The sequence below is a fragment of the Shewanella sp. Koi 1 genome (genome assembly GCF_052907445.1).
This window is the reverse complement of the sequence record NZ_JBREJM010000001.1, coordinates 2,235,584-2,257,630: the sequence shown is the minus strand read 5'-3', so window position 1 is coordinate 2,257,630 and position 22,047 is coordinate 2,235,584. Positions and strand designations below refer to the sequence as shown.

At 48.4% G+C, this 22,047-nt stretch carries 15 protein-coding genes; 4 read left to right on the top strand and 11 right to left on the bottom strand.

Annotated elements, in window-relative coordinates; genetic code table 11:
* Positions 1 to 10 precede the first annotated feature (10 nt).
* Positions 11 to 1,147 carry a methyl-accepting chemotaxis protein gene (locus ACUZ8J_RS09955; protein WP_374919166.1) on the bottom strand — a complete coding sequence of 379 codons (1,137 nt, stop codon included), beginning with the start codon at positions 1,145 to 1,147 and terminating at the stop codon, positions 11 to 13.
* A gap of 253 nt (positions 1,148 to 1,400) precedes the next feature.
* On the opposite strand from ACUZ8J_RS09955, the gene ACUZ8J_RS09950 reads away from it, so the two are divergent.
* On the top strand, positions 1,401 to 4,115 hold the full coding sequence (locus tag ACUZ8J_RS09950; RefSeq protein ID WP_446693732.1) for a GNAT family N-acetyltransferase: 2,715 nt from the start codon (positions 1,401 to 1,403) through the stop codon (positions 4,113 to 4,115).
* Positions 4,116 to 4,238: 123 nt separating this feature from the next.
* Here the strand turns inward: ACUZ8J_RS09950 and ACUZ8J_RS09945 are convergent, their stop codons facing one another.
* From ACUZ8J_RS09945 to ACUZ8J_RS09910, 8 genes are all read right to left on the bottom strand, one after another.
* A complete protein-coding gene (locus tag ACUZ8J_RS09945; RefSeq protein WP_446693731.1) occupies positions 4,239 to 5,822 on the bottom strand; it encodes a DHA2 family efflux MFS transporter permease subunit in 1,584 nt (527 codons plus the stop codon).
* Complete coding sequence (locus ACUZ8J_RS09940) at positions 5,819 to 6,874, bottom strand: HlyD family secretion protein (RefSeq protein WP_446693730.1); 1,056 nt, start codon at positions 6,872 to 6,874, stop codon at positions 5,819 to 5,821. The genes ACUZ8J_RS09945 and ACUZ8J_RS09940 overlap by 4 nt, the downstream gene beginning before the upstream one ends.
* A gap of 56 nt (positions 6,875 to 6,930) precedes the next feature.
* Positions 6,931 to 7,365, bottom strand: coding sequence for a MarR family winged helix-turn-helix transcriptional regulator (locus ACUZ8J_RS09935; protein WP_446693729.1), 435 nt, complete (start codon positions 7,363 to 7,365; stop codon positions 6,931 to 6,933).
* Between the two features lie 428 nt (positions 7,366 to 7,793).
* Positions 7,794 to 8,822 carry a GGDEF domain-containing protein gene (locus ACUZ8J_RS09930; protein ID WP_109286116.1) on the bottom strand — a complete coding sequence of 343 codons (1,029 nt, stop codon included), beginning with the start codon at positions 8,820 to 8,822 and terminating at the stop codon, positions 7,794 to 7,796.
* Between the two features lie 155 nt (positions 8,823 to 8,977).
* A complete protein-coding gene (locus ACUZ8J_RS09925; protein ID WP_446693728.1) occupies positions 8,978 to 10,603 on the bottom strand; it encodes a phosphoethanolamine transferase in 1,626 nt (541 codons plus the stop codon).
* A 253-nt stretch (positions 10,604 to 10,856) separates the two neighbouring features.
* Positions 10,857 to 12,950 carry a prolyl oligopeptidase family serine peptidase gene (locus tag ACUZ8J_RS09920; protein ID WP_446693727.1) on the bottom strand — a complete coding sequence of 698 codons (2,094 nt, stop codon included), beginning with the start codon at positions 12,948 to 12,950 and terminating at the stop codon, positions 10,857 to 10,859.
* Between the two features lie 549 nt (positions 12,951 to 13,499).
* A complete protein-coding gene (locus ACUZ8J_RS09915; protein WP_279768640.1) occupies positions 13,500 to 13,961 on the bottom strand; it encodes a MarR family winged helix-turn-helix transcriptional regulator in 462 nt (153 codons plus the stop codon).
* Entirely contained in the window at positions 13,961 to 15,139 is a 1,179-nt protein-coding gene (locus ACUZ8J_RS09910) for a cation diffusion facilitator family transporter (protein ID WP_446693726.1), read from the bottom strand. The genes ACUZ8J_RS09915 and ACUZ8J_RS09910 overlap by 1 nt, the downstream gene beginning before the upstream one ends.
* A 729-nt stretch (positions 15,140 to 15,868) precedes the next feature.
* Between ACUZ8J_RS09910 and gloA the strand changes: the two genes are divergently transcribed.
* Entirely contained in the window at positions 15,869 to 16,279 is a 411-nt protein-coding gene (gloA, locus tag ACUZ8J_RS09905; RefSeq protein ID WP_011626085.1) for a lactoylglutathione lyase, read from the top strand.
* 92 nt (positions 16,280 to 16,371) lie between these two features.
* Here the strand turns inward: gloA and msrQ are convergent, their stop codons facing one another.
* Both msrQ and msrP read right to left on the bottom strand, forming a co-directional pair.
* Positions 16,372 to 17,019, bottom strand: coding sequence for a protein-methionine-sulfoxide reductase heme-binding subunit MsrQ (msrQ, locus tag ACUZ8J_RS09900; RefSeq protein ID WP_279768644.1), 648 nt, complete (start codon positions 17,017 to 17,019; stop codon positions 16,372 to 16,374).
* 113 nt (positions 17,020 to 17,132) lie between these two features.
* Positions 17,133 to 18,167 carry a protein-methionine-sulfoxide reductase catalytic subunit MsrP gene (gene msrP / locus ACUZ8J_RS09895; RefSeq protein ID WP_446693725.1) on the bottom strand — a complete coding sequence of 345 codons (1,035 nt, stop codon included), beginning with the start codon at positions 18,165 to 18,167 and terminating at the stop codon, positions 17,133 to 17,135.
* Positions 18,168 to 18,441: 274 nt separating this feature from the next.
* Between msrP and rmuC the strand changes: the two genes are divergently transcribed.
* Positions 18,442 to 20,007, top strand: a complete 1,566-nt coding sequence (gene rmuC / locus ACUZ8J_RS09890) for a DNA recombination protein RmuC (protein ID WP_011622873.1) — start codon at positions 18,442 to 18,444, stop codon at positions 20,005 to 20,007.
* Positions 20,008 to 20,100: 93 nt separating this feature from the next.
* Complete coding sequence (locus ACUZ8J_RS09885) at positions 20,101 to 22,026, top strand: transglycosylase SLT domain-containing protein (protein ID WP_446693724.1); 1,926 nt, start codon at positions 20,101 to 20,103, stop codon at positions 22,024 to 22,026.
* The last annotated feature ends 21 nt before the right edge of the window (positions 22,027 to 22,047 follow it).

The following is a 22,047-nucleotide window of genomic DNA, read 5'->3' as shown; positions in this document are numbered from 1 at the left end:
CCTTCCCTGTTTAGAAAAGCTCAATCTCACCACAACTGATTTGACTTGCGGATACTGGATTATGGGTGTTGGTACGCCGACCACTGATCTGCGAAACTAGACCATCACACTGCTCATCGAATTCTTCGGGCGACATTGCCGTGACCCGATTTAAGGATTCACGCAAGTGCTGCAAACTCTGATTGGTATAAATTAAACTTTGCGAGGTGATATCGCTAAATTGTAAGCCACGAATCGTGTCGGCAATGGCGCTCTCTAATTCGTGGGCGGAGGCGTCGATGCGGTCAATGACCACAGCGTCTTTTTCAGCTTTTACAATGATTTGTTCTAGCGCCGTATCGAGATCTTTTTTCGCCTCGATAATGTAAGACATATCCTGAGCGGCGACTTTACTCACTTGATGGGTTAACTGTTCAATTTGTACTTGAATTGTATGGAGCTGTTTTTGAATACTTTCACTAAAACCAGCGCTGCGATTAGAGAGGGCACGCACCTCATCGGCCACCACCGCAAAGCCTCTACCCGCATCCCCTGCACGGGCGGCCTCAATTGCCGCGTTCAATGCCAGTAAATTGGTTTGCGAAGAGATTTGGTCGATATCCTTCAATGCCTTCATCGCCTGCGGCATGGCTTCATAAATCACATTCACTTTCTCGAGCAAATCGATATTAGAAGCTGACATCTCAATGGTCGATTGAATAAAACGCTCCAGCGTGGTCGAGGTGTTATTGGCAAATAGCTTCATCTGCTCAGAATGGAAAATCTCTTCATCATCAGTGCTATGCACCAAGGCTGAAATAAACTCGCTTTGCTCGTGCATTAACTTACCTAGGCCATCAAAGGCGCCGCCCAATAGCTCGACCGCATCCGACTGCACCGACAGCACATCATCGATACTCTGCTCACAGGTTTTTAATGACACAGACACTTCTTGATACAGCGTCAGTTGGTCTTGCCAATCGGCGCGAGTACCAGATGTGGCATAGGCATGGGAGATGGGTTGAGACACTGAAGATTGTCGATAAAACTGCCAAGCAAGCATAATGATCACGGCGACTAAGGTACTCAGCATAAAACTGACTAGGCTGCCGATGAAATATCCTATTACTGCAGCAAACACTGCAACAATGCCATCCTTGTATGTCATAGAGACTTCGCAATTATTGATTTGTGATTAAAAAGTAGTTTCATATTCAGGGGTTTTCAAACAACTAATCGACTTTTTTCACTAAAATCAGAACGGCATGCGCAAAATGGTTACGCTATACAGGCATTCGGTCTGCAGTCAGGCGAATGACTGATTAATGTAGAGACTTGTCTAGTGGATACATAAACTTAGCTGTGCAGCCACCACAGGCTAGGTTACACTGGCGATGTCTTCGACTGGGATGGGATCATTTATGAGTCAACGTACATTACACTCCTTATTTAAACCCACATCCGTAGCCATTATTGGCGCCTCCAATAGCGAGAAACGTGCCGGTAATGTGCTGATGAAAAACCTGCTCTCGAGCGGATTTTCAGGCCCCATCATGCCCGTGACGCCAAAATACCGCGCGGTAATGGGGGTACTTGCCTATCCCAATATTGAAGCCTTGCCGATAAAGCCCGATTTAGCGGTCATCTGTACCCGCGCCAGCCGCGTGCCCGCCATCGTCGAAACTCTGGCCCAATTCGGCTGTAAAGTGGCGATTATCATGGCCTCCGGCATGGCACAGGAAGTCAATGAAGAAGGTGTCAGCCTACTCGACTTAGCCATGCAACATGCTAAACGCTATGGCATGCGCATTCTTGGCCCCAATAGTTTGGGGATGTTGTTGCCGCCGCTAGGACTCAATGCCAGTTTGGCCCATGCCAGCGCCCTGCCCGGTAAAATTGCCTTTGTATCGCAATCTGCCGCCATTTGTACCACAGTGCTGGATTGGGCAAACAACAAAGGCATCGGTTTCTCATCCTTTATCTCCCTTGGGGATGCCACCGATATTAACTTCGATGAGTTACTCGATTTCCTCGGCCGCGATAGCCGTACCAGCGCCATTATGTTGTATATCGATTCGGTCAATGAAAAACGCCATTTCCTCTCCGCCGCCCGCGCCGCTTCCCGCAATAAGCCCATATTAGTGATTAAATCAGGCCGCAGCGCCGAAGGCGTGCGTGCCGCCAAGTTACATACTGGTGGGATTGGCGGCAACGATGCCGTCTATGAGGCCGCCTTTAGGCGCGCGGGTATGCTGCGGGTGAATGATTTGATTGAACTTTTTGCCGCAGTAGAAAGTCTCGCCCATTCTAATCCATTGCAGGGCGAACGATTAGGCATTATCAGTAATGGTGGCGGCCCTGCGGTATTAGCCGTCGATGAACTGATCCTACGCGGTGGCAAACTGGCGGAATTATCCCAAGAGACCATAGCTAAACTCGATGCCGTGCTGCCCAATACTTGGTCGAAACAAAACCCCGTTGATATTATCGGCGATGCCAACGCCAGCCGTTACGCCAGCGCGCTTAATATCTTGATGGATTGTGAAGAATTAGACGCCATCTTAGTGCTGCATTCGCCGTCCGCCCTTGGCGAAAGTGTCGAAATTGCCGATGCCTTAATTAAAGTGATCCACGCGCATCCGAAGAAAAACCGCTTAAATATCCTCACCAATTGGAGCGGTGAAGACTCGGCCTATCAGGCCCGCAAACGCTTTACCAAAGGTGGCATCTCCACCTATCGCACCCCCGAAGGTGCGGTCGGTGCCTTTATGCATATGGTGGAATATCGTCGTAACCAAAAACTGCTGCAGGAAGTGCCGCAGTCCATCCCCGACAATATTCCAACCGATAGCCAAACGGCGCGAAAACTGCTGCAAGTGGCGCAGGCCAAGGGCAAAGCGGTGCTCGAAACCCACGAAGCCAGCCCGATTTTACGCGCCTATGGCCTCAATACTATCGACACTTGGTTTGTCAAAGATGCCGATGAGGCCGTCGCTATCGCTAACGAGGCGGGTTATCCCCTCGCGCTCAAGGTGCAATCACCGAATATTTTGCATAAATCCGATGTCCACGGCGTCATGCTTAACCTCACCTCGGCAGAAGATATTCGCCATGCCGCCAATGCAATTACCCAGCGGGTGCATCAGGCCAATCCCGACGCAATTATCGAGGGCATGATAGTGCAGAAGATGGCATTGACCGCCGGCGCGCAGGAAATTCGGGTTGCCGTGATAAGCGATCCCGTCTTCGGCCCAGCCATCTGTTTAGGTGAAGGTGGCTCGGAATGGGATCCGACTCAAGATGCTGCGGTCGCCTTGCCGCCACTCAATATGGCGCTGGCCCGCTACATGGTGATCCAAGCTTTAAAGACCCATAAGTTAAAGGACAGGCATTTACCGCTGGGGCTGGATATGAACGCTCTGTGCGTGATGCTGACGCAAATTTCCCACATCATCATCGACTGCCCAGAGATAGCATCGTTAGATCTTAACCCTGTGCTAGCGGCGGGGGAAAACATCACCCTACTCGATGTGAATATCCGTCTGCACGATGCCAATACCGATAACACCTCGCGCCTTGCCATCATGCCTTATCCCAAGGAATTAGAGGAATTTGCCGAGCTTAAAAATGGCCTTAAAGTTATGCTGCGCCCCATCCTGCCCGAGGATGAACCCAAGCATTTGGCCTTCGATAATTCCCTCTCCGATGAAGATAGATACAAACGCTACTTTGGCGTGCGATCTAAGATGACCCACGAGGAAATGGCGGTACTGACCCAAATCGACTACGCCCGCGAAATGGCGTTTATCGCCACCGCCAAGGGGCCGGACGGTGATGACATTACCTTAGGGGCGGTCAGGGCCTCCATCGATCCCGACAATACCGAAGCCGAATTTGCCATGGCGGTGCGAGGCGATCACCAAGGTATTGGGCTGGGTAAATTACTGCTCGAAAAATTGATTAAATACTATCAAGCCAACGACACTCCAGTGCTGACAGGCTTTACCATGTTTGAAAACCGTAATATGGCAAGCCTTGCCAAGAGCTTAGGCTTTAAGGTCACCTTCGATATGGAGGAACATTTGATCAAAATGCATATGGATCTTAAGGCGCCCAACGCCAATAGCAGTCAATAGCGCGAAGCAGTCTACGTTTCGCTGGACACAATAAAAAACGCCGCACTCAAAAGATGCGGCGTTTTTATTTATCATGCAGTTAACGCTTAGCTGAACCCACTAAACCCCGATTTACTGCTCATTTTATAGCTTTGGTTTTTTATGCACGCCTTTAAGCAGAAACACTAAGGGCACGGCGGATAACGTCACCCACATCATTAACCTAAAGTCCTGCAAATAGGCCAAGGTAGCCGCCTGACGATTCACTTCGGCATTGAGTAAGGCTATGCCCTGCGTCGTCGATAAATCTACCGCATGAACATCAACAGCATGTTGCAGCGCAAAACTAAAGGGATGAATGTAATCGGCAAACACCGCATGGTTCATCTGTGTGTGCTGGGCAAGATAGGTGATCACCACGGAGATCCCTATGCTGCTGCCGATATTTCGCATCAGGCTAAAGAGCGCGGTCCCCTCATTACGGTATTTCGCCGCTAAGGTTGCAAAGGTAATGGTCGAGAGCGGTACAAAGATAAACCCTAAGCCAAGGCCCTGGATAATCCCAGTGCGCACTATGTCCCAGCCGGTAATATTGGTGTTAAAACCCGTCATCTCCCATAGGGACAAAATAGTGAGCATCAAACCTAAAAAGATTTGGTAGCGAACATCCACTTTGCCCGCGAGTTTACCCACAGTCATCATGGCGATCATAGTGCCGACACCCCTTGGCGCCAGCAAGTAACCCACATCAATTACAGGATAACCTAACAGGTTCTGCATAAACGGCGGCAGTAAGGCCATGGTCGCCAGCAGAATAATCCCAATGATAAAGATGAAGATAAGCCCCACACTGAAGTTTCGGTCCTTAAACAGCCCGGGTTCAATAAAGGGATGTTTATGGGTAAAGATATGGGCCACAAACAAATAAAACGCCATGCCAGCAATAATGGCTTCGATAACAATTTCGCGACTAGAAAACCAATCGAGGGATTCTCCCCTGTCGAGCAACATTTGCAAGGCGCCAATGGCCAGACTCAACATGGCAAAACCGAGTAAATCGAACTTACGACTATGGTCCAGCGGCGTTTCTTTCACATAGACGGCAAGACCAAACCAGGCCAATAGTCCAAAAGGCAGGTTGATATAGAACACCCAGCGCCAGTTGTAATACTCAGTTAACCAACCACCGAGGGATGGCCCCAAAATCGGCCCGACCATCACACCCACTCCCCAAAGGGCCATGGCCGAACCATGGCGCTCTGGCGGGTAACTGTCGAGTAATACCGATTGGGATAAAGGTACTAAGCTGGCACCAAACACCCCTTGCAATAAGCGAAATAACACAATTTGCTCAAGGTTTTGCGCAGCGCCGCAGAGCATGGAGGCAATCGTAAAGCCAACCACGGCCCACATAAATACCCGTTTACGCCCAAGCCTGGCGGTTAAAAATCCCGTCAGCGGCATAAAAATCGCCGCGGCCACAATATAGGAGGTTAACACCCAAGAGATCTGATCCTGAGTCGCCCCCATGCTGCCCTGCATATGGGGCAAGGCCACGTTGGCAATCGTAGTATCCAGCGCCTGCATAATGGTCGCCAGCATTACCGAAAGCGTGATAAACCCAAGGTGTTGCTCAGACTTAGGTTTAGTATCGGTGTGTAAAACATCGCTCGAATTCACGCCCTTAGATTGGGCATGGTCTTGCCCTGCTATCACTTGCTGACTCACAGACTAAAACCCAACAACTGGCGTTGATATTCAGTATCGATATCCACCACGGCGCTTAATCCAGCACGCAGCGGCGCCTCGGGTAACACAGTATCAATGGCAATTCGCACCGGAACCCGCTGGGCGATTTTCACCCAGTTGCCCGTGGCATTTTGCGCGGGGATCAGCGAGAACTCAGCGCCCGTTGCCGGACTTAAACTCTCGACCGTACCTTGCCAGCGATTGTCGGGAAAGGTATCGATATGGATATTGACCTTTTGTCCGGGTTTGACGTGGGTTAAATCGGTTTCGGTGAAGTTCGCCTCAATCCAGAGGGCATGATCGGCCACCAGCGCTAAAGCGATGGCGCCAACATTCACATATTGTCCCAACTTAGGCAGTTGGCTAACGACGCCTGATACTGGGGCTTTAATCTCCACGCGGCTTAAATCAAGCTTGGCTTCATTTAATTGGGCTAAAGCTTCTAAATAGCTTGGATGTTGTTCAATCGGAAAATCGGGGCTGCCACCTAAGCTTTCGGCAATGCGGTGTAAATCTTTTTGCAGAGTCTGAATATTCTGCCGCGCAATATCGGTATTTTGTTTTGCATCCTCAAGCTGAGATTCGGACACAAAGTGTTTACCGATTAAATTCTCCTGGCGCTTTTGCTCTTTCTCGGCAAAGGTTAATTTGGTTTCAGCTAAGGTAATTTCGGCTTGCTTCTCATGGTAACTCGCCTTGAGTACCGCTAAATCGGTTTTGACCTGTGCCAGTTTGGCGCTCGCCTTATCGACCATCACCTTAAACATGGCATCGTCGAGGCGAAACAATACTTGCCCCTTCTCAACCCGTTGGTTTTCCACCACATACAAGCTGTCCACATTCCCCGCCACTTGAGCACTCACGGGGACTTTATCCGCCTTCACATAGGCGTTATCGGTTTCCATGTAGCGGCCGCCATGTAGATAAACCGCACCTATGGCCAAGACAGATAACAGGGGAACCACAATCAGTAACACACTGCGTTTTTTACGCATATTACCTTGAGGGGCTTGAGGGTTTGCGTCACTCATTACAACAACTCCAACTTCACTCACGTTCTATCACTGGGATGGGTTATCAGCTTTGATTAGGCTGAAAAATTTTTATGAATTTGCGACAACAAGCGGATCACCGTTTGTGACTCGGCGTCATCGAATCCTTTAAAGGCTTGGGCGTACACTATGGTTACGGCGCGTTCAATTTCGGCCAAATGGGGCGCAGCCGCTTCAGTCAAAAATAACTGAAAAGCGCGTCTGTCCTTGGCATCGGGTCTACGTTCAACCAAGCCTGCGTCACACAGCACATCAATTAATCTCGCGGCCGTGATAGGTTTAATCTCGAGGCGATCCGCCAGTTCAATCTGTTTAAGACCTTCATTACGCGCGATATGCAATAAGGCTCTCGCCTGAGACAGTGTCAGTGAGCAGTCTGCCGTGGGCCTGTAGGTTTCTTGGAATACGCGGCGCATCATGCGGGTAATATCACTTAAGAGTGCGCCTAGGGTATTTGATGATGATTTCATAAGCTATCCATATAGTAAGCATTGCTTATTATATGGATGCTATGCGATGTAAAGCAATTGCCCATTTAGGCAACATAGGTAACAAAATGCAAATGCTGCGGGAGGATCCTGATAACTAATTGATAAGAGTTGAGATTAATTTTTATTCATTGATTGATACAGGGTCATTAGCGAAAGTGTCTTTGAGCGAAAGAGCCTTAGAGCAAAAGTGCCTTAGCCGAATAGTCAACATGGCACAGACTTGCACCTCGGCTCATATGTTTATTGCACCTCATATTGCACCTCAGCTCACGCACGTATCAACAACCTTATCGGTTTACATTCGAGCGACCTGTCAGCTGAAAAAACTAGCCAAACTATCTCGATAAGTAAGCCTTCTCACGAAACTGTTTGCCAAGCCATCACACTAAACTATCTTGCCCAATTTGCTAGCCGCGCACGCAGTTACGGCCATCGGATTTGGCTTCATATAAGGCTTTATCCGCTCGGCTAAATAAGGTTTCGGCATCATCCCCTTTTTGCAACGAGGCTAGGCCGATAGACACAGTAATCGCGCCCAGTGAGAGTTTTTTATCTTTGCCTATAGCTAAACGCCGCTCAGAGATACGCTCCCTTAAGGTTTCGGCCACTTGGAGCGCATCGTGGAAATGGGTGTTAGGCAACACCACCACAAATTCTTCACCGCCATAGCGGGCGACAAAGTCATCCCCCCGCACACATTGTTTAAGGGCGAGCGCGACATAGGCTAACACTTTATCCCCCACTTGATGGCCATAGGTGTCGTTAAACAATTTAAAGCGGTCAATATCGATGAGTAACAGGCTGCAACGGGTTTGTTGCTCTTCGGCGCGGTGAATATGATCTTGAATGGCAATCTCGTAGGCGCGGCGGTTATGCAGTGAGGTCAATTGATCCGTCATGGCCGCTAAACTTAGGTTCTCCATCTCGGATTTTAAGTTTTGCACCTCTTGGCCCATGGCCGTTAAGCTTTGCTCCATGTTCTGGTTGTTGATTAAGAGATTTTGCATTTCATCTATCACCCCACCCACTAATTGGTTCAAGGTGCAGACATCGGGGGTTGATTGCAATTGCAGTCCAAAGTCCGCCAAGGTGCTAGAAAAAGCCTCCGTCCCTTGGGTTAACTGAGAAATTTTACTGATCAGTGAGTTGATCAATATTTGAGTTTCAATTTGGACATTCTCAATCACTTCTGGGGATTTTTCTTGAATAAAATTCTTGTACAGGCTGGTATTCACCTCCTTAGTAAACACCACTTTGTTTGCCAGAAAGCCATCAATGGCACGATTTAAGTCGAGGTTTGACTGGGCAAAATACTCATACCAAACCGTGTAGTTTTCGGGAGTCACGGGAATATCAAGCGCAGACATTTGTGGCACGGCTAATCGCAGGATTTGCGCCGCCGAATCGAGCTCTTTATTTGCTGCAGAAGAAGACATGAATCGCGCACCCAATGGTTGTTATGTTTTTGTATCATTTAAGTTAACTCAACTACTTCAATTTGGATACTGGGCACAATGATTATTATGATGGCGCGCAAAAAACAAAGGAGGATGTCGCCATCCTCCTTCATCTATTCACAAGCCTACTGAACTTAACCGCGGCAGCGGGCAAAAATATCTAACTTAGGCTGATACACTTGGGTCTGTACGTTCATTAATCCCAACAGACTGTCGAACAGATTGTCGTGGGAGAAGCCGCCCTTCTCGGCCTCTTTGGCCAAACACGCCATATTTAAATGGTTGTCTTGGCTGAAATCCTCAGACACCCAAGCCAGCATGGGAATACTGGTTTGTTCAATCGGCGCGATGCTGTACGGCGCACCATGCAGATACATGCCTTTCTCACCCAGAGATTCGCCGTGGTCCGACACATAGAACATGGCAGTATCAAACTTAGCTTGTTGCTGTTTAAGCTTATTCACCACTTCACTGATGATGTAATCGGTATACAAAATCGTGTTGTCATAGGTGTTCATCAGCTCTTCGGCGCTGCAGTTTTGAATGTCGCTGCGTGGGCAATCCGGCGTAAATTTACGGTGCTCTGGCGGATAACGCAGGAAGTACGTCGGCCCATGGCTGCCGATCACATGCAGGGCAATCACAGTGTCTTTCTGCTCCGCATTGGCTAAGGCTTCATCGAGTTTATTGAGCAGCACTTGATCGAAACAATATTGGCCCGAGCAGAGTTCAGGATCGCTATTAAGGTCGATGGTGATGTTTTCAACCTGATCGCACACCCCTTTACAACCCGAGTCATTATCAAACCACTGCACTTTAATCCCGCCGTGATTCAGTACATCCATGGCCGTGTCTTGGGCATAGGCGCGGCGAGAATCGTAATCCTCACGCCCCATACGCGAGAACATGCAAGGCAACGAGACCGCTGTAGCCGTACCGCAGGAATGGGTATCTTTAAAGGCAATCAAGCCTTGGCCCTGAGTATGAGCATTCGTGGGTTTATCGTAACCGTAGTATTGATAGTTCATCGAACGGGCAGTCTCACCCACCACCAGCACTAACAAGTTAGGTTTGCCGTTGGCATTGGTCGTCACATTTTTTGCATCTAAGCCCAGTTGCTGATATTCCATCGGCGTTTGCAAATAATGCACGTTAATGTATTTAGAAGCTGCACCAATAAAATAGGTCGGCACGATATAGCGCTTGATCTCATCATTATTGCGACCAAAGGCGGCGTAATCTTGAAAATAGAAGAAGGCGATAATCCCCAGTCCCGCTAGCATCGCCAGCATAAACAAGACTTTATGCAGCAATTCTTTAAAAAATGGCTTGTATTGGATATCGGCTTTATAAATTAAATAGGCGGGCAAAATCCCCGTGAGCAGCATGTTGAGAATGGAAGCAAAGTTCACATACATCAAGGCTTCTGCGCTGTTGGTTTGAAAGGTGTTTTCAATCATGCCGTAGTCGAAGACGACATTGTATTTGAGTGCGGCAAAAAACACGCTCGAGGAGAGCAGCGTAAGAATGATGAAAAAAGGTTTTACCAGATACTTCACCGTAAACAGTGAAAACACAAAACTCAGTGCAAAGGTTAAAAACAGCGGCATAGTGGCGATAAAGATCGGATCCACATCGGGTTGTTTTTCAATGCCTTTTTTGATGACTTCAAAGAGAGGGATATTAAAAACGCAAACGTAAAATAATGCGGTGAGGAAGGTGAAGCGATTCACAGTTAGGGTTTTAAATCTCGTCAGCACTGGTAATGGTCTCTCAAATAAATAGTGGGCCGAAGCTAACTTAGTTTTCTTAAGGTAATCTTATGCCTAAAAATGAATGTCATCTTAGCAACTGACCTTGGCTCACTCAATAAAATTATTAATATTATTAACAAGTTAAAATACGGATTAAAAAAACGGCCGAACCTGAATGAATTCGACCGTTTTTTGCTCCCCAACCTATAGGGACTTGCTCGGTGCTAATCGCGACACTTTTTGCGTGAAAAGGTCACGATTATTTTAACTGCTGTAATAAGTAGGCAAACGCCATTGAATTTAGTTCCGCAGCTTGGTTATTATCTGCAGCCCCAGCATGCCCACCTTCGATATTTTCATAGTAAAGCACATCGATACCCATGTCCTTCATCTTGGCCACCATCTTACGCGCATGCCCAGGGTGAACCCTGTCATCACGGGTTGAGGTGGTGAAGAACACCTTTGGATAATGCGTATCCTTGTGCAGATTATGGTATGGCGAATAGGTTTTAATGTAAGCCCATTCCTCAGGCACATCGGGATTTCCGTATTCCCCCATCCAACTTGCGCCGGCGAGTAACTTATTGAAGCGGTACATGTCGAGTAACGGCACTTGGCAGACCACGGCATTGTAGAGATCGGGACGACGGGTAAAGGCGGCGCCCATCAGCAAACCACCATTACTGCCACCTTGAATACCTAAATGCTTGCTTGAGGTAATCTTACGGGCAATGAGATCCTCGGCGATGGCTTCAAAGTCCTCGTAAGCCTTATGACGATTTTGCTTAAGCGCCGCTTGATGCCACGCAGGCCCATACTCGCCACCACCACGGATATTCGCCAGCACATACACACCGCCCTGCTCTAACCAGTTTTTACCAATGGTTGCAGAATAGGCTGGGCGCAGTGACACTTCAAAACCACCATAACCATAAAGCAGTGTTGGATTGCTGCCATCGAGTTTAAGATCTTTTGCCATCACCACAAAATACGGCACTTTGGTGCCATCCTTTGAGGTCGCAAAATACTGCTCGGTGGTAAATTCATCCGCCGCAAATTGCTGAGGCATACCTTTCATTTTTTGCGGTTTTAGCGCCTTAGCATTGACTGTATACAGGCTCGATGGCTCAAGGAAGCTTGTGTAATTGACAAAGAAATCATCACTGTCGCGCTCCATATCCATCACGGTAAGCGCGCCGTTGGCCTCAAAGGGTACCGGCGTGCTTTGCCATGCGCCTTTCGCGTCTTGCTCATAGCGAACCAGTTTGCTCTTCACGTTATCGAGCCAATTAACAAAAATCGCGCTCTTACTGAACGTTAACTGGGCGATTGATGCGGTCGGCGTTGGGCTGACAAATTCAGTAAAGGCGGCTTTTTGGGCAATCAAATCCGCCACATTAGCGTACACCACTGCGCCTTGGCTGAATGTCGCCGCAGGGGTTGCTAACTCACTCTTAAGCTCAATAAACAACTTGCCCTGGAAATAGCCTTTAATCTCGGCATCCTGTGGGAGTGGCAGCTTTATGAGTTTGCCGTCTTGGTAAACATATTGAGTGGCGGTGTAAAAGGTATGCGCCTCGGTGACTAGGCTCAGTGGGGTTTTGTCGTCAAACATCACCCAACCCGATACCGCGACCGAAGTTTTGTCGCCACTGAAAATGGTTTTCGCTTGCTCAAGCGGCGTACCACGTTGCCATAACTTCACCACGCGGGGATAACCCGAGTCCGTCATGCTTTGGCCATCGCCAAAATCGGTACCGACAAAGGCCTGATCGGTATTAATCCAGCTAAGGCTAGATTTCGCTTCTTTTAAGAAGAAAGGTTTGTCTTTCGCAGGCACAAAGTCTTTGGTGGTTAAATCAAATTCACGCACTTCGACCGCATCGGCGCCGCCACGGGATAAGGACACAAAGCAGCGCTGATTCTGTGGATACTGGCAATCAATGCCTTTGAATACCCAGTTCACCGCTTCGGTTTTGCCTAAGGCATCGACATCGAGCACGGTTTCCCACTTAGGATCCGCCTTGGCATATTCTTCCATCGTAGTGCGGCGGTAAATCCCCCGCACATGGGTATCATCCTTCCAAAAGTTATACAGCTTATCGTCGATATGGGTGGCGTAAGGAATACGCTCTTTGTCATTGAGGATAGCGAGGCTGTTGGCGACTAAGGTGTCGAAGCCTTTGAAGGCTTTAATTTCAGCGGCAGAAGTAGCATTTTGGGCCTTAACCCACTCCATTGGCTTTGCGCCTTCAACCTCTTCAAGCCAAAGGTATTTGTCTTCTTCGGCGTGGAGTTGACCACTCATAGTGAGTACCCCTGCGATGCACCAAGGCAGTAATTTACGATTCATGTTATTCCTTTTTAAACAGAGCCCTTAAACATAGTCCTTGAACAGAGTCCTTGACCAGAGCCCTTAGATTGAGTCCATCTTGATTTCTGCCCTACATTACCTTAATTGACCTCCAGTTCAACCTTTAATACAATAAGAATGTAACAAAAGGTAAGATATTGTAATCACGGATGATTAATCGAGAATGAATCGAAAATATTCGAGATGCTATGCGAGCGTGTTAACGTTTCGAGATTAGATTTTGTTCGCTCTGGCAAGTACGTACTCGCGAAACGAGGAATGAAGTGTAGTCTACTCAAATGACGAGCGGCTCTTATGACAGAAAGTAAGAACAAGGGCTTGCCAGACGAACCCTTCGGGCAGCATTTGGCTGGCGTTTCTGCCGCGTTATCGTCCGTTTATGTAGAATAACTACACTGCACGGACTTTGCCTTGCATAAAAGCCAGCCACATTGCTGCAAAAATAACCCTGAAACGTCAACACGCCCGCCAAAAAAAGCGCCCATCGGGGCGCTTTAATCAATACTGAATCGCGAGTAAACGCTGCCATTAAAACTCTTGATTCATCCGCGTCAGCAGACTCAGCAGTAAGCTTCGCTCCTCTGCACTCATCTTAGCGGTGAGATCGGTCGTTAATTGCAAATGCAGTGCATCATGCTCGAGGAACAGCGCCTGACCTTTCTCGGTGAGCTCAACCAGAATCGAGCGTCTGTCACTCTCATGGGGACGGCGCATCACCCACTGGGACTCGACCATTTTATCGATTTGTACGGTGAGCGTGCCTGTGGTCACACCGATTTTGTCGGCCAGTTCCTTCATTCGCATCGCACCGTGCACACCCAACAACTCTATCGTGTGTACCTGCGACAAGCTAAAACCCTTATCGCGCACAATAGCATGCTCCCACGATGATAATTTTTCATAAAACTCAATAATCACATGGTTCAAGGCCTGATCCGTAGAATGAGCGGACGTGGCAGATAAAGCATCATGCGGGTGTGCAACTGTCATTAGGCTTCCTTAGCCACACACTCACGTTGACGGCAAGTATGCAGCTCAATGGTAATATGGGATAACTCAGGGAACTTAGTCAGTAACTGATTAAAATAACTGGCTTCTTTCGGTGAGTGAGACACAATGGACACCATAATAGCATGGTGATCGGCACTCACGCGCCAAATATGTAAATCGGCCACTTGATGATCCGGTACCGCCTCTATGGTCTCACGCACTTTGCGCTGTAGCGAGGCTTTTACCCCACCGTCCAACAGAATTGGACTGGTCTGTTGGATAAGACCCCATGACCAGCGGCTGATAATAATCGCGCCAACAATCCCCATAATCGGATCGAGCCAAGTTAAGCCCATATATTTACCGAATAACAGCGCCGCAATCGCGAGCACTGAGGTTAACGCATCGGCTAAAACGTGGAAATAGGCGGCCCTCAGGTTGTGATCATGGCCCGTGTGCCCGTGTGAATGCCCATGGGAATGGCCCTGTGCGTGGCTGTGTGAATGGTCGTCATGGTCATGGTCATGGTCATGGTCATGGCCAGCAGCATGATGATCGTGCCCATTGCAGCAATGATTATCTTGATGCTCTTTATGATCATCATCGTCGTGATCATGGTCGTGTGAGTGACTGTGTGAATGTCCATGCGAGTGGCCGTGTGAATGCCCATGGTCGTGGGAATGGTGGTCTTTCAACAGGAACACACTCAATACGTTCACGCTTAAGCCAATCAGGGCGACAAAAATCGCTTCATTAAAGTGAATATCCTCAGGATTAATCAAGCGCATGCCCGATTCAATTAACATCACTAAGGCCACTAAGCCTAAGGCGATGGCGCTGGTGTAACCGCCAAGCACACTCACCTTTCCAGTCCCAAAAGCAAAGGCCGGATCATTGGCATGCTTACGGGCATAGGAATAGGCAAACAGGGTGATCATAAAGGCAGCGGCGTGGGTGCCCATATGCCAACCATCGGCCAGCAAGGCCATAGAGCCATAAATTGTCCCCGCCACAATCTCGGCCACCATGGTAATCACGGTGAGATACAACACATAGCGAGTGTTTTTTTCGCCCGCCGTATTTTGGTTAGAAAATCCATGGGAATGCTGCCACTGCGCGACAGAATGCCCAAGCCCGGTACTCTGCATCGGCTTCTCGGTTGAAGATGTTGTTTTCATTATTTTTTCCTAAGCGATTTTCCCTAGCTTGCATAAACGAGTGAGCGTAAATTCATGCAGCAAGAGCAAACACGCTGTGGTGATTGATGACTTCTGTCGTCAGTTTAGTTTGAAAATCAAAATATATAAATATCAAAATAATCATTTTTCAAACTATTTGCACAACTGTTGCTAAATATCACAGGATTTAACCCAGGCAAAACCAGCCCCGCGGGTGTTTAGCAATTACGCCATCGCTTAGTCGGCCCTAAGCACGACAGCTCATGACATTGAAATAAAGAACGGGATAAACGCTATGGGAGAAATAACACAAAGGCGCTTAAATCATTCGACTTAAGCGCCTCTGCATGGGAAGGGATTTGAATGCAATATCAGAATATGGATACAAAGAATGCACTGAAAAATAAAGCAATTACAACTGTCGTACCTAGCGCCATTTTTAGTTCGGTGTTCATATTCACTCTCCTAGTTGGTATAACCCATTATTATCAAGGCTGAGAAAAATGCCTATATTGAGATAGTTATTTTGTGAGCAAGAGCTAAATAATAGTGCACTTTTCACACCGCTCGGGCTGACAAAGTGATACCGCTCACATTACACCCTCTTCCCTAGCGCACGTAATTATCGAAATCAAGATTGGGCAATCCATTTATTCGATTAACATTCCGGCATGATTTTTGGCAAATTTTGATATACTGCCGACGTAATTCATTGACCGAGATAATCCTATGTCACAACTGTTACACACCATGCTTCGCGTCGGTAACTTAGAACGCAGTATCGCTTTTTACACTCAAGTGCTGGGCATGAAGCTGCTACGCACCTCCGAAAATCCAGAGTACAAATATTCCCTCGCCTTCGTGGGTTACGGTGAAGAATCAACGGGTCAGGCCGTCATCGAGTTAACCTACAACTGGGGTACGGAAAAATACGATCTCGGCACGGCCTTTGGTCATATTGCCATCGGTGATGAAGACATTTATGCCCGCTGCGAAGCCATTGCCGCTGCGGGTGGTAAAGTCACTCGCGCGCCCGGCCCTGTTGCTGGCGGCACCACTGAAATCGCGTTTGTGGAAGATCCCGACGGTTATAAGATTGAATTTATTCAAATGAAGTCGGCGACCCAAGGTTTAGGTTAAGCCTTTAATCTTCCCGCCTGATATAAAATCGGCGTTTGCATGCCCTGCAAACGCCGTTTTCTTTGCTCATTGATAAATGCCAACACTGCAGATTATCGCTTGCCCTCGGCGGCCATCGCGATACGGCTGCTGCGTTTCTTCTGCCAAATGGGTAAACGCCACGCGAGCAACAAACCAAAGCCGAGGATATACAAACTCGGTTCGATAATCTCGGATTTTACCGACCAATAAAAATGAATGGGCGCCAGAATCGCCACGACATACACCCCATTGTGTAGCGTTTGCCAACGGCGACCCATCTTACGCATCAAGGCTTTAAAGGACGTCAGCGCGAGCGCGGTGACTATCACATAGGCCAGTGCGCCGACTAAAATATAAGGCCGTTTCGCCACCTCGCTGAAGAATAACTCCCAGGCAAACAGCAGATCTAAACTAAAAAACGCCACAATATGCAAAGTCGCATAGGCAAACACATACAAGCCAACCAAGCGGCGCGTCTGCATTAACCAGCCTAACTTTAATCCCTTAGCAAGGGGCGAAATCAACAGCGTCGCCGCTAACGCATTCAACGCGCCAATGCCAGTAAAGTGGATAATATGCTGCACGGGATCGCCGCCAGCACGGTCCGACAGCACAGTAAAAACCAACCAAGCAATCGGGATAAGCCCAATCAAATGAAAGACTAGTTTGACCCAGAGCAGCTGTTTTGGCGTGACTCTTAACGCCGTGATGTTGAACATAAGACTCCTACTGTTCTTGCCCTTTAAAGGTGCTAACAACTCTCTCGCGAGATAGATATTGCCACTCGTTCACTAGGCGCAATCGATTGCGCCTAGGATACGGTCGCCATCGCTTAATAAAATTGCCTTAAATCCATGCCTTCATATAAAGAGGCGACAAACTCACCATAGCCATTAAAGGGCAAGGTATCGATGCGTTTTGCCGAGAACAACCCACCCTCGCCGATGCGCCGCTCGCTCGCCTGCGACCAACGGGGATGGTCCACCGCAGGATTCACATTGGCATAAAAGCCATACTCATGGGGCGCGAGTTGATTCCAACTTGTGGGCGGCTGCTTGTCCATCACCCGAATGCGGACAATGGATTTAATGCTCTTAAAACCGTATTTCCAAGGCACCACTAAGCGGATTGGCGCGCCGTTTTGCGGCGGCAAGGTTTTACCGTAGAGTCCGACCGACATCAGCGTCAGCTCATTCATCGCCTCGGCAATGGTTAAACCTTCCACATAGGGATAATGAATACCGCCGCCCATTAAACGGCTCTTTTGTCCCGGCATTTGCTCGGGATCGAAGGCGGTTTCAAAGGCAACATACTTACCTTTACTGGTCACCCCGACTTTTTTCAATAAAGCGGCGAGTGGAAAGCCCACCCAAGGGATCACCATGGACCAAGCTTCGACGCAGCGCAGCCGATAAATGCGTTCTTCTAGCGGAAATAGCTTAGTGAGATCTTGATAATCGAGCGTCATCGGGCGCTCCACTTCGCCTTCAATACGTAATTGCCAAGGGTCGACCTTAAACTGCTGGGCGTTATCAGACGGATCCTGCTTGCTGGTACCAAACTCATAAAAGTTATTGTGGGTGGTGACCTTATCGACGGGCGTTAGCACTTCGTCCTGGCCAAAGCGCGCATTGGCCTCAAAGGTTAATGGCGTGGTGATAAAGCTGGTTTTGGGTTGTTCGCCAAACAGATCGAATAATCCCGCCTGCACATAACCCGGAATACTCGCCCCAATCGCGCCAAGGCCCATGGCTTTGACTATATGGCGGCGCGCCTTAAACACCGATTCGGGTGTCACTTGATTATCTTGAATATGCCAGCGCGCTTTTTTCAAAATACCCGGTGTAAAACGTGATTGATTAGCCAATGGACACCTCTGCAAAAATAAATGTTATCTACCGACGCTTAACTCACCCTCAGCGCTCGCCCAAAAACCTCAGGTACATTTACCTGTGTTGATAAGCTGTAGGGATATAGACACAGATAACAGCAAAAAAATTTCATCCCTCACAGTATCTCAACTTAAGCGACTAAGTCTTGCTCATTTGAGTCATAGCCTAAACAGATTGTTTATTAAAGCACTTGAAGCCTTTTTTGGGGCATGCGACCCTAGGCGCCACAGCTAAAGGAGTGCTAGTAAGATGCCATTTTCTCAATCTTTTTCCCTCGCCCAGATCATCGGCCTACTCGCCGTGGCCTTTTTAGGACTGTTAATCGGTGCCCTGCTCAATCAACGTCTCACCCGTTCTCGCTGGCAACAGTTTAAAGACGAATTAGAGCAAGAAATGCGGCAGGTAAACGAAGACGCCGAGCTCTCCCTCGCCCAGCAGCAAATTTTAGTCGACGATAAAGACAGCCAACTGCGCCAGTGCCAACAGCGCTTAGAGCAAAAGATAGAACAACTGGGCAAAGCCGAAGCCATGGCCGAGCGCCTGCCGAGTTTAGAGCAACAACTTGCCGACAGCCATCGCCGCCAACTCGAACTACAGCTGGCCTTATCCAAATCCAATGCGATGCAACAAACCATTCAAGCCAAGGCCGATGCCCAGCAATCCGCGATGCAGGAAAAAATCGCCACTTTAGAAATGGCCGAAGTGCGCCTGCAAACTCAGTTTGAGAACCTTGCCAATCGTATTTTCGAAGAGCGCAGCGAAAGCTTTAAACATCAAAATGCTAACCAGTTAGAAGGCGTGCTCGGGCCGTTAAAGCAACAGTTAGAAGGATTTAGACAGCAAATTCGCGAATCCTACAACCATGAACAGTCGGAACGCAGCGCCCTTAAACATCAATTAGAACACCTGCGCGAGCTCAACTTAAAAATGAGCCAGGATGCCATCAACCTGACCAAAGCCTTAAAGGGCGATAACAAGCAGCAAGGTAACTGGGGCGAAGTGATTTTAGACCGCGTGCTGCAAGAAAGCGGCCTGCGCGAAGGACACGAATACCACACCCAGCAGGATCTTAAAGACGACAGCGGCAAACGCTTTAAGCCAGATGTGATCGTACATTTGCCTGAAAATAAAGATGTGGTTATCGATGCCAAAATGTCGCTTATCAGCTACGAGCGCTATTTTAATAGCGAAGATCCACTGGTGCGTGAACAGGCCATCAATGAACATGTTTTATCGATCCGCAATCATATTAAGGGATTGAGTCAAAAGGATTATCAGCGTTTACACGGCCTCAAAAGCTTAGATTATGTGCTGATGTTTATCCCGATTGAACCCGCGTTCTTACTGGCCCTAGAGCACGACCCAAGCCTTGTTAACTTTGCCCTCGAGCAAAATATTATGCTGGTCAGTCCAACCAACCTCTTGGTTGCCCTGAGAACAATCAATAATATCTGGCGTTACGAGTATCAAAACCAGCACGCCCAAACCATTGCCAAACAGGCGGGTCGCATCTACGACAAACTCTGTGGCTACCTCGATGATATGGAAAAACTCGGCCGAGCTCTGGATAACGCCGAAAAAACCTATCACAGTGCCATGAACAAATTGTCATCGGGCAAAGGCAATTTAGTGCGTCAAGCGCATTTAATGCAGCAACTAGGTGTTGATACCAGCAAACAACTCGATAAGATGTTACTTGAGAAGGCGCTCAATGAAGCCTTAGACGAGGGTGATGCCCAGGACAGCAGTGATGATGACACAAATCGCGATACGCTTTTGACCCATACTGAGGATGCCACCGCACTCGAACAATAACGATAACCACGCAGTTTAAAAGCCAATAACTCATAATCCTGAATCGATAGGGAAAAGTCGATTGTAACCTTGATGCCCGGAGGCAAGTTCTGCATGTGCAACCCATTGACAAAGATGGTGTTATCCAGCGCAATTATCATCGCAGGGGCATTCAATGCCTCTGCGGCTTTCGCGTTAACTTCTACCCAGAAGACCTTTCTTGAGGCTGAAAAAGCCTTAAAGAAACAAGACTATGCCACCTATAAGCCCCTGCGTGCTAAGTTAGGCGATTATCCGCTGGCGATTTATCTCGACCATGATATCGACATTGGCAAGCTTAACGATTTACGCGGCAACGACGCTAAGGCCATGATAGATAAATATCAAACCACGCCTATGTATCAGCGCCTTCGTTCAAAATATTTATTAAATGCCGGCGGCCAAAAGCGTTGGAATGACTTTTTGAGCCTCGCTCAAGACGCGCCAACCGATGTCAGGCTGCAGTGTTATTTTTATGAAGCCAAACTCGCCAAGGGCGAAACCCAAACCGCCTACACGGCGGCGCAGTCACTTTGGGTCTATGGCGATTCCCGTCCCAAAGAATGCGATCCCCTCTTCAATGCCTGGACCAAAGCCGGTAAGCGCACTCAAGATGTGATTTGGGCGCGGATGTTACTGAGTTTCGATGAGGGCCAAACCAGCCTGCTCAGTTACTTATCGCAAAAAATCACCGTGCATAGCGCCGAGGCAAAACGCTTAGTGGCAGTATTTAAAGATCCCAATAGCCTGCGCCATACCGAAAAATTTAAGGATAAAAATCCTATTGTTGGCGATATCGTTGCCGCGGGTTTAAAACGCCTTGCCCGTAAGGATCTCGACCAAGCCATCAATTTATATACTCGGTATCAAAAAGCGAAACGCTTTACCCCAGCGCAGGATCAACAGCTGCAAAAGTACTTGGTACGCCGCGTGTTGATTGAGCAGGATGATAACTTTAAAGACTGGGCCGATAACCTGCTGCCCGAGATGAAAAGCGATGATATGTTCGAGCGCCGCTTACGCTGGGCGATCCGCGAGCAGGACAACACCCATATCGCGCGCTACTTAGATTTATTATCGCCCGAGACCTTAGCCAAAGAGCGCTGGCAATATTGGCTGTATCGCACCAACGCGAAACACGCCCCCGAAAGCGCCACCAAGGCATTAGCGGCGGTCAGTAATGAGCGTAACTTTTACGGTTTTGCCGCGTCACAGTTATTGAATAAGCCCGTGTCCTTAAATCAAAGCCCAGAGCCTGTGGTGGATGGGACCAGCCAAAAACTCGAAGACGATTTAGGCTTTGTGCGCGTATTGGAACTGATGGCGCTGGACCGTTACTTCGATGCCCGCTATGAATGGGTTGCCCTGCTAAAACGCAGCAATAATGAGATGCGCGCCCGCTATGGTCGTTATGCCCACGATCAAGGCTGGTATGACTTTGGCGTGGAGGCCAGTATCCAAGGCAAGCTCTGGGATGATATTCCCCTGCGCTTCCCGATGGCGCATCAATCAGGCTTTGAACATGCCAGTAAAAAGCACAAGGTCAATATTGATGAAATTCGTGCCATTAGCCGCCGTGAAAGTGCGTTTTTCCTCTATGCAACCTCTGGTGTCGGTGCCCGCGGTTTAATGCAGATCATGCCTGCCACCGCTAAGGCGACCGCGAAGAAACACGGGGCTAAGTACAGCGATCCAAAGGATCTCTACAGCGCCGAGCTTAACTTAAACTTAGGCAGTGCCTATTACGCGCAATTGTTGAATGATTTCAATCAAAACCGCGTGTTAGCAACCGCCGCCTATAACGCTGGCCCATCGCGGGTTCGCCGCTGGTTAGCGGAGTCGAATGGTCAACTCGATGCCATGAGTTTTATCGAGTCCATTCCCTTCACCGAAACCCGTGAATATGTGCAAGCCGTGTTAAGTTATCGGTTGATTTACGAAGCGCAAAAACAAAAGCCGCAGCCTTTATTCAACGAGGCTGAGCTCAAGTTCCATTACTAAGTCGCATGGCGGAAATGGGAT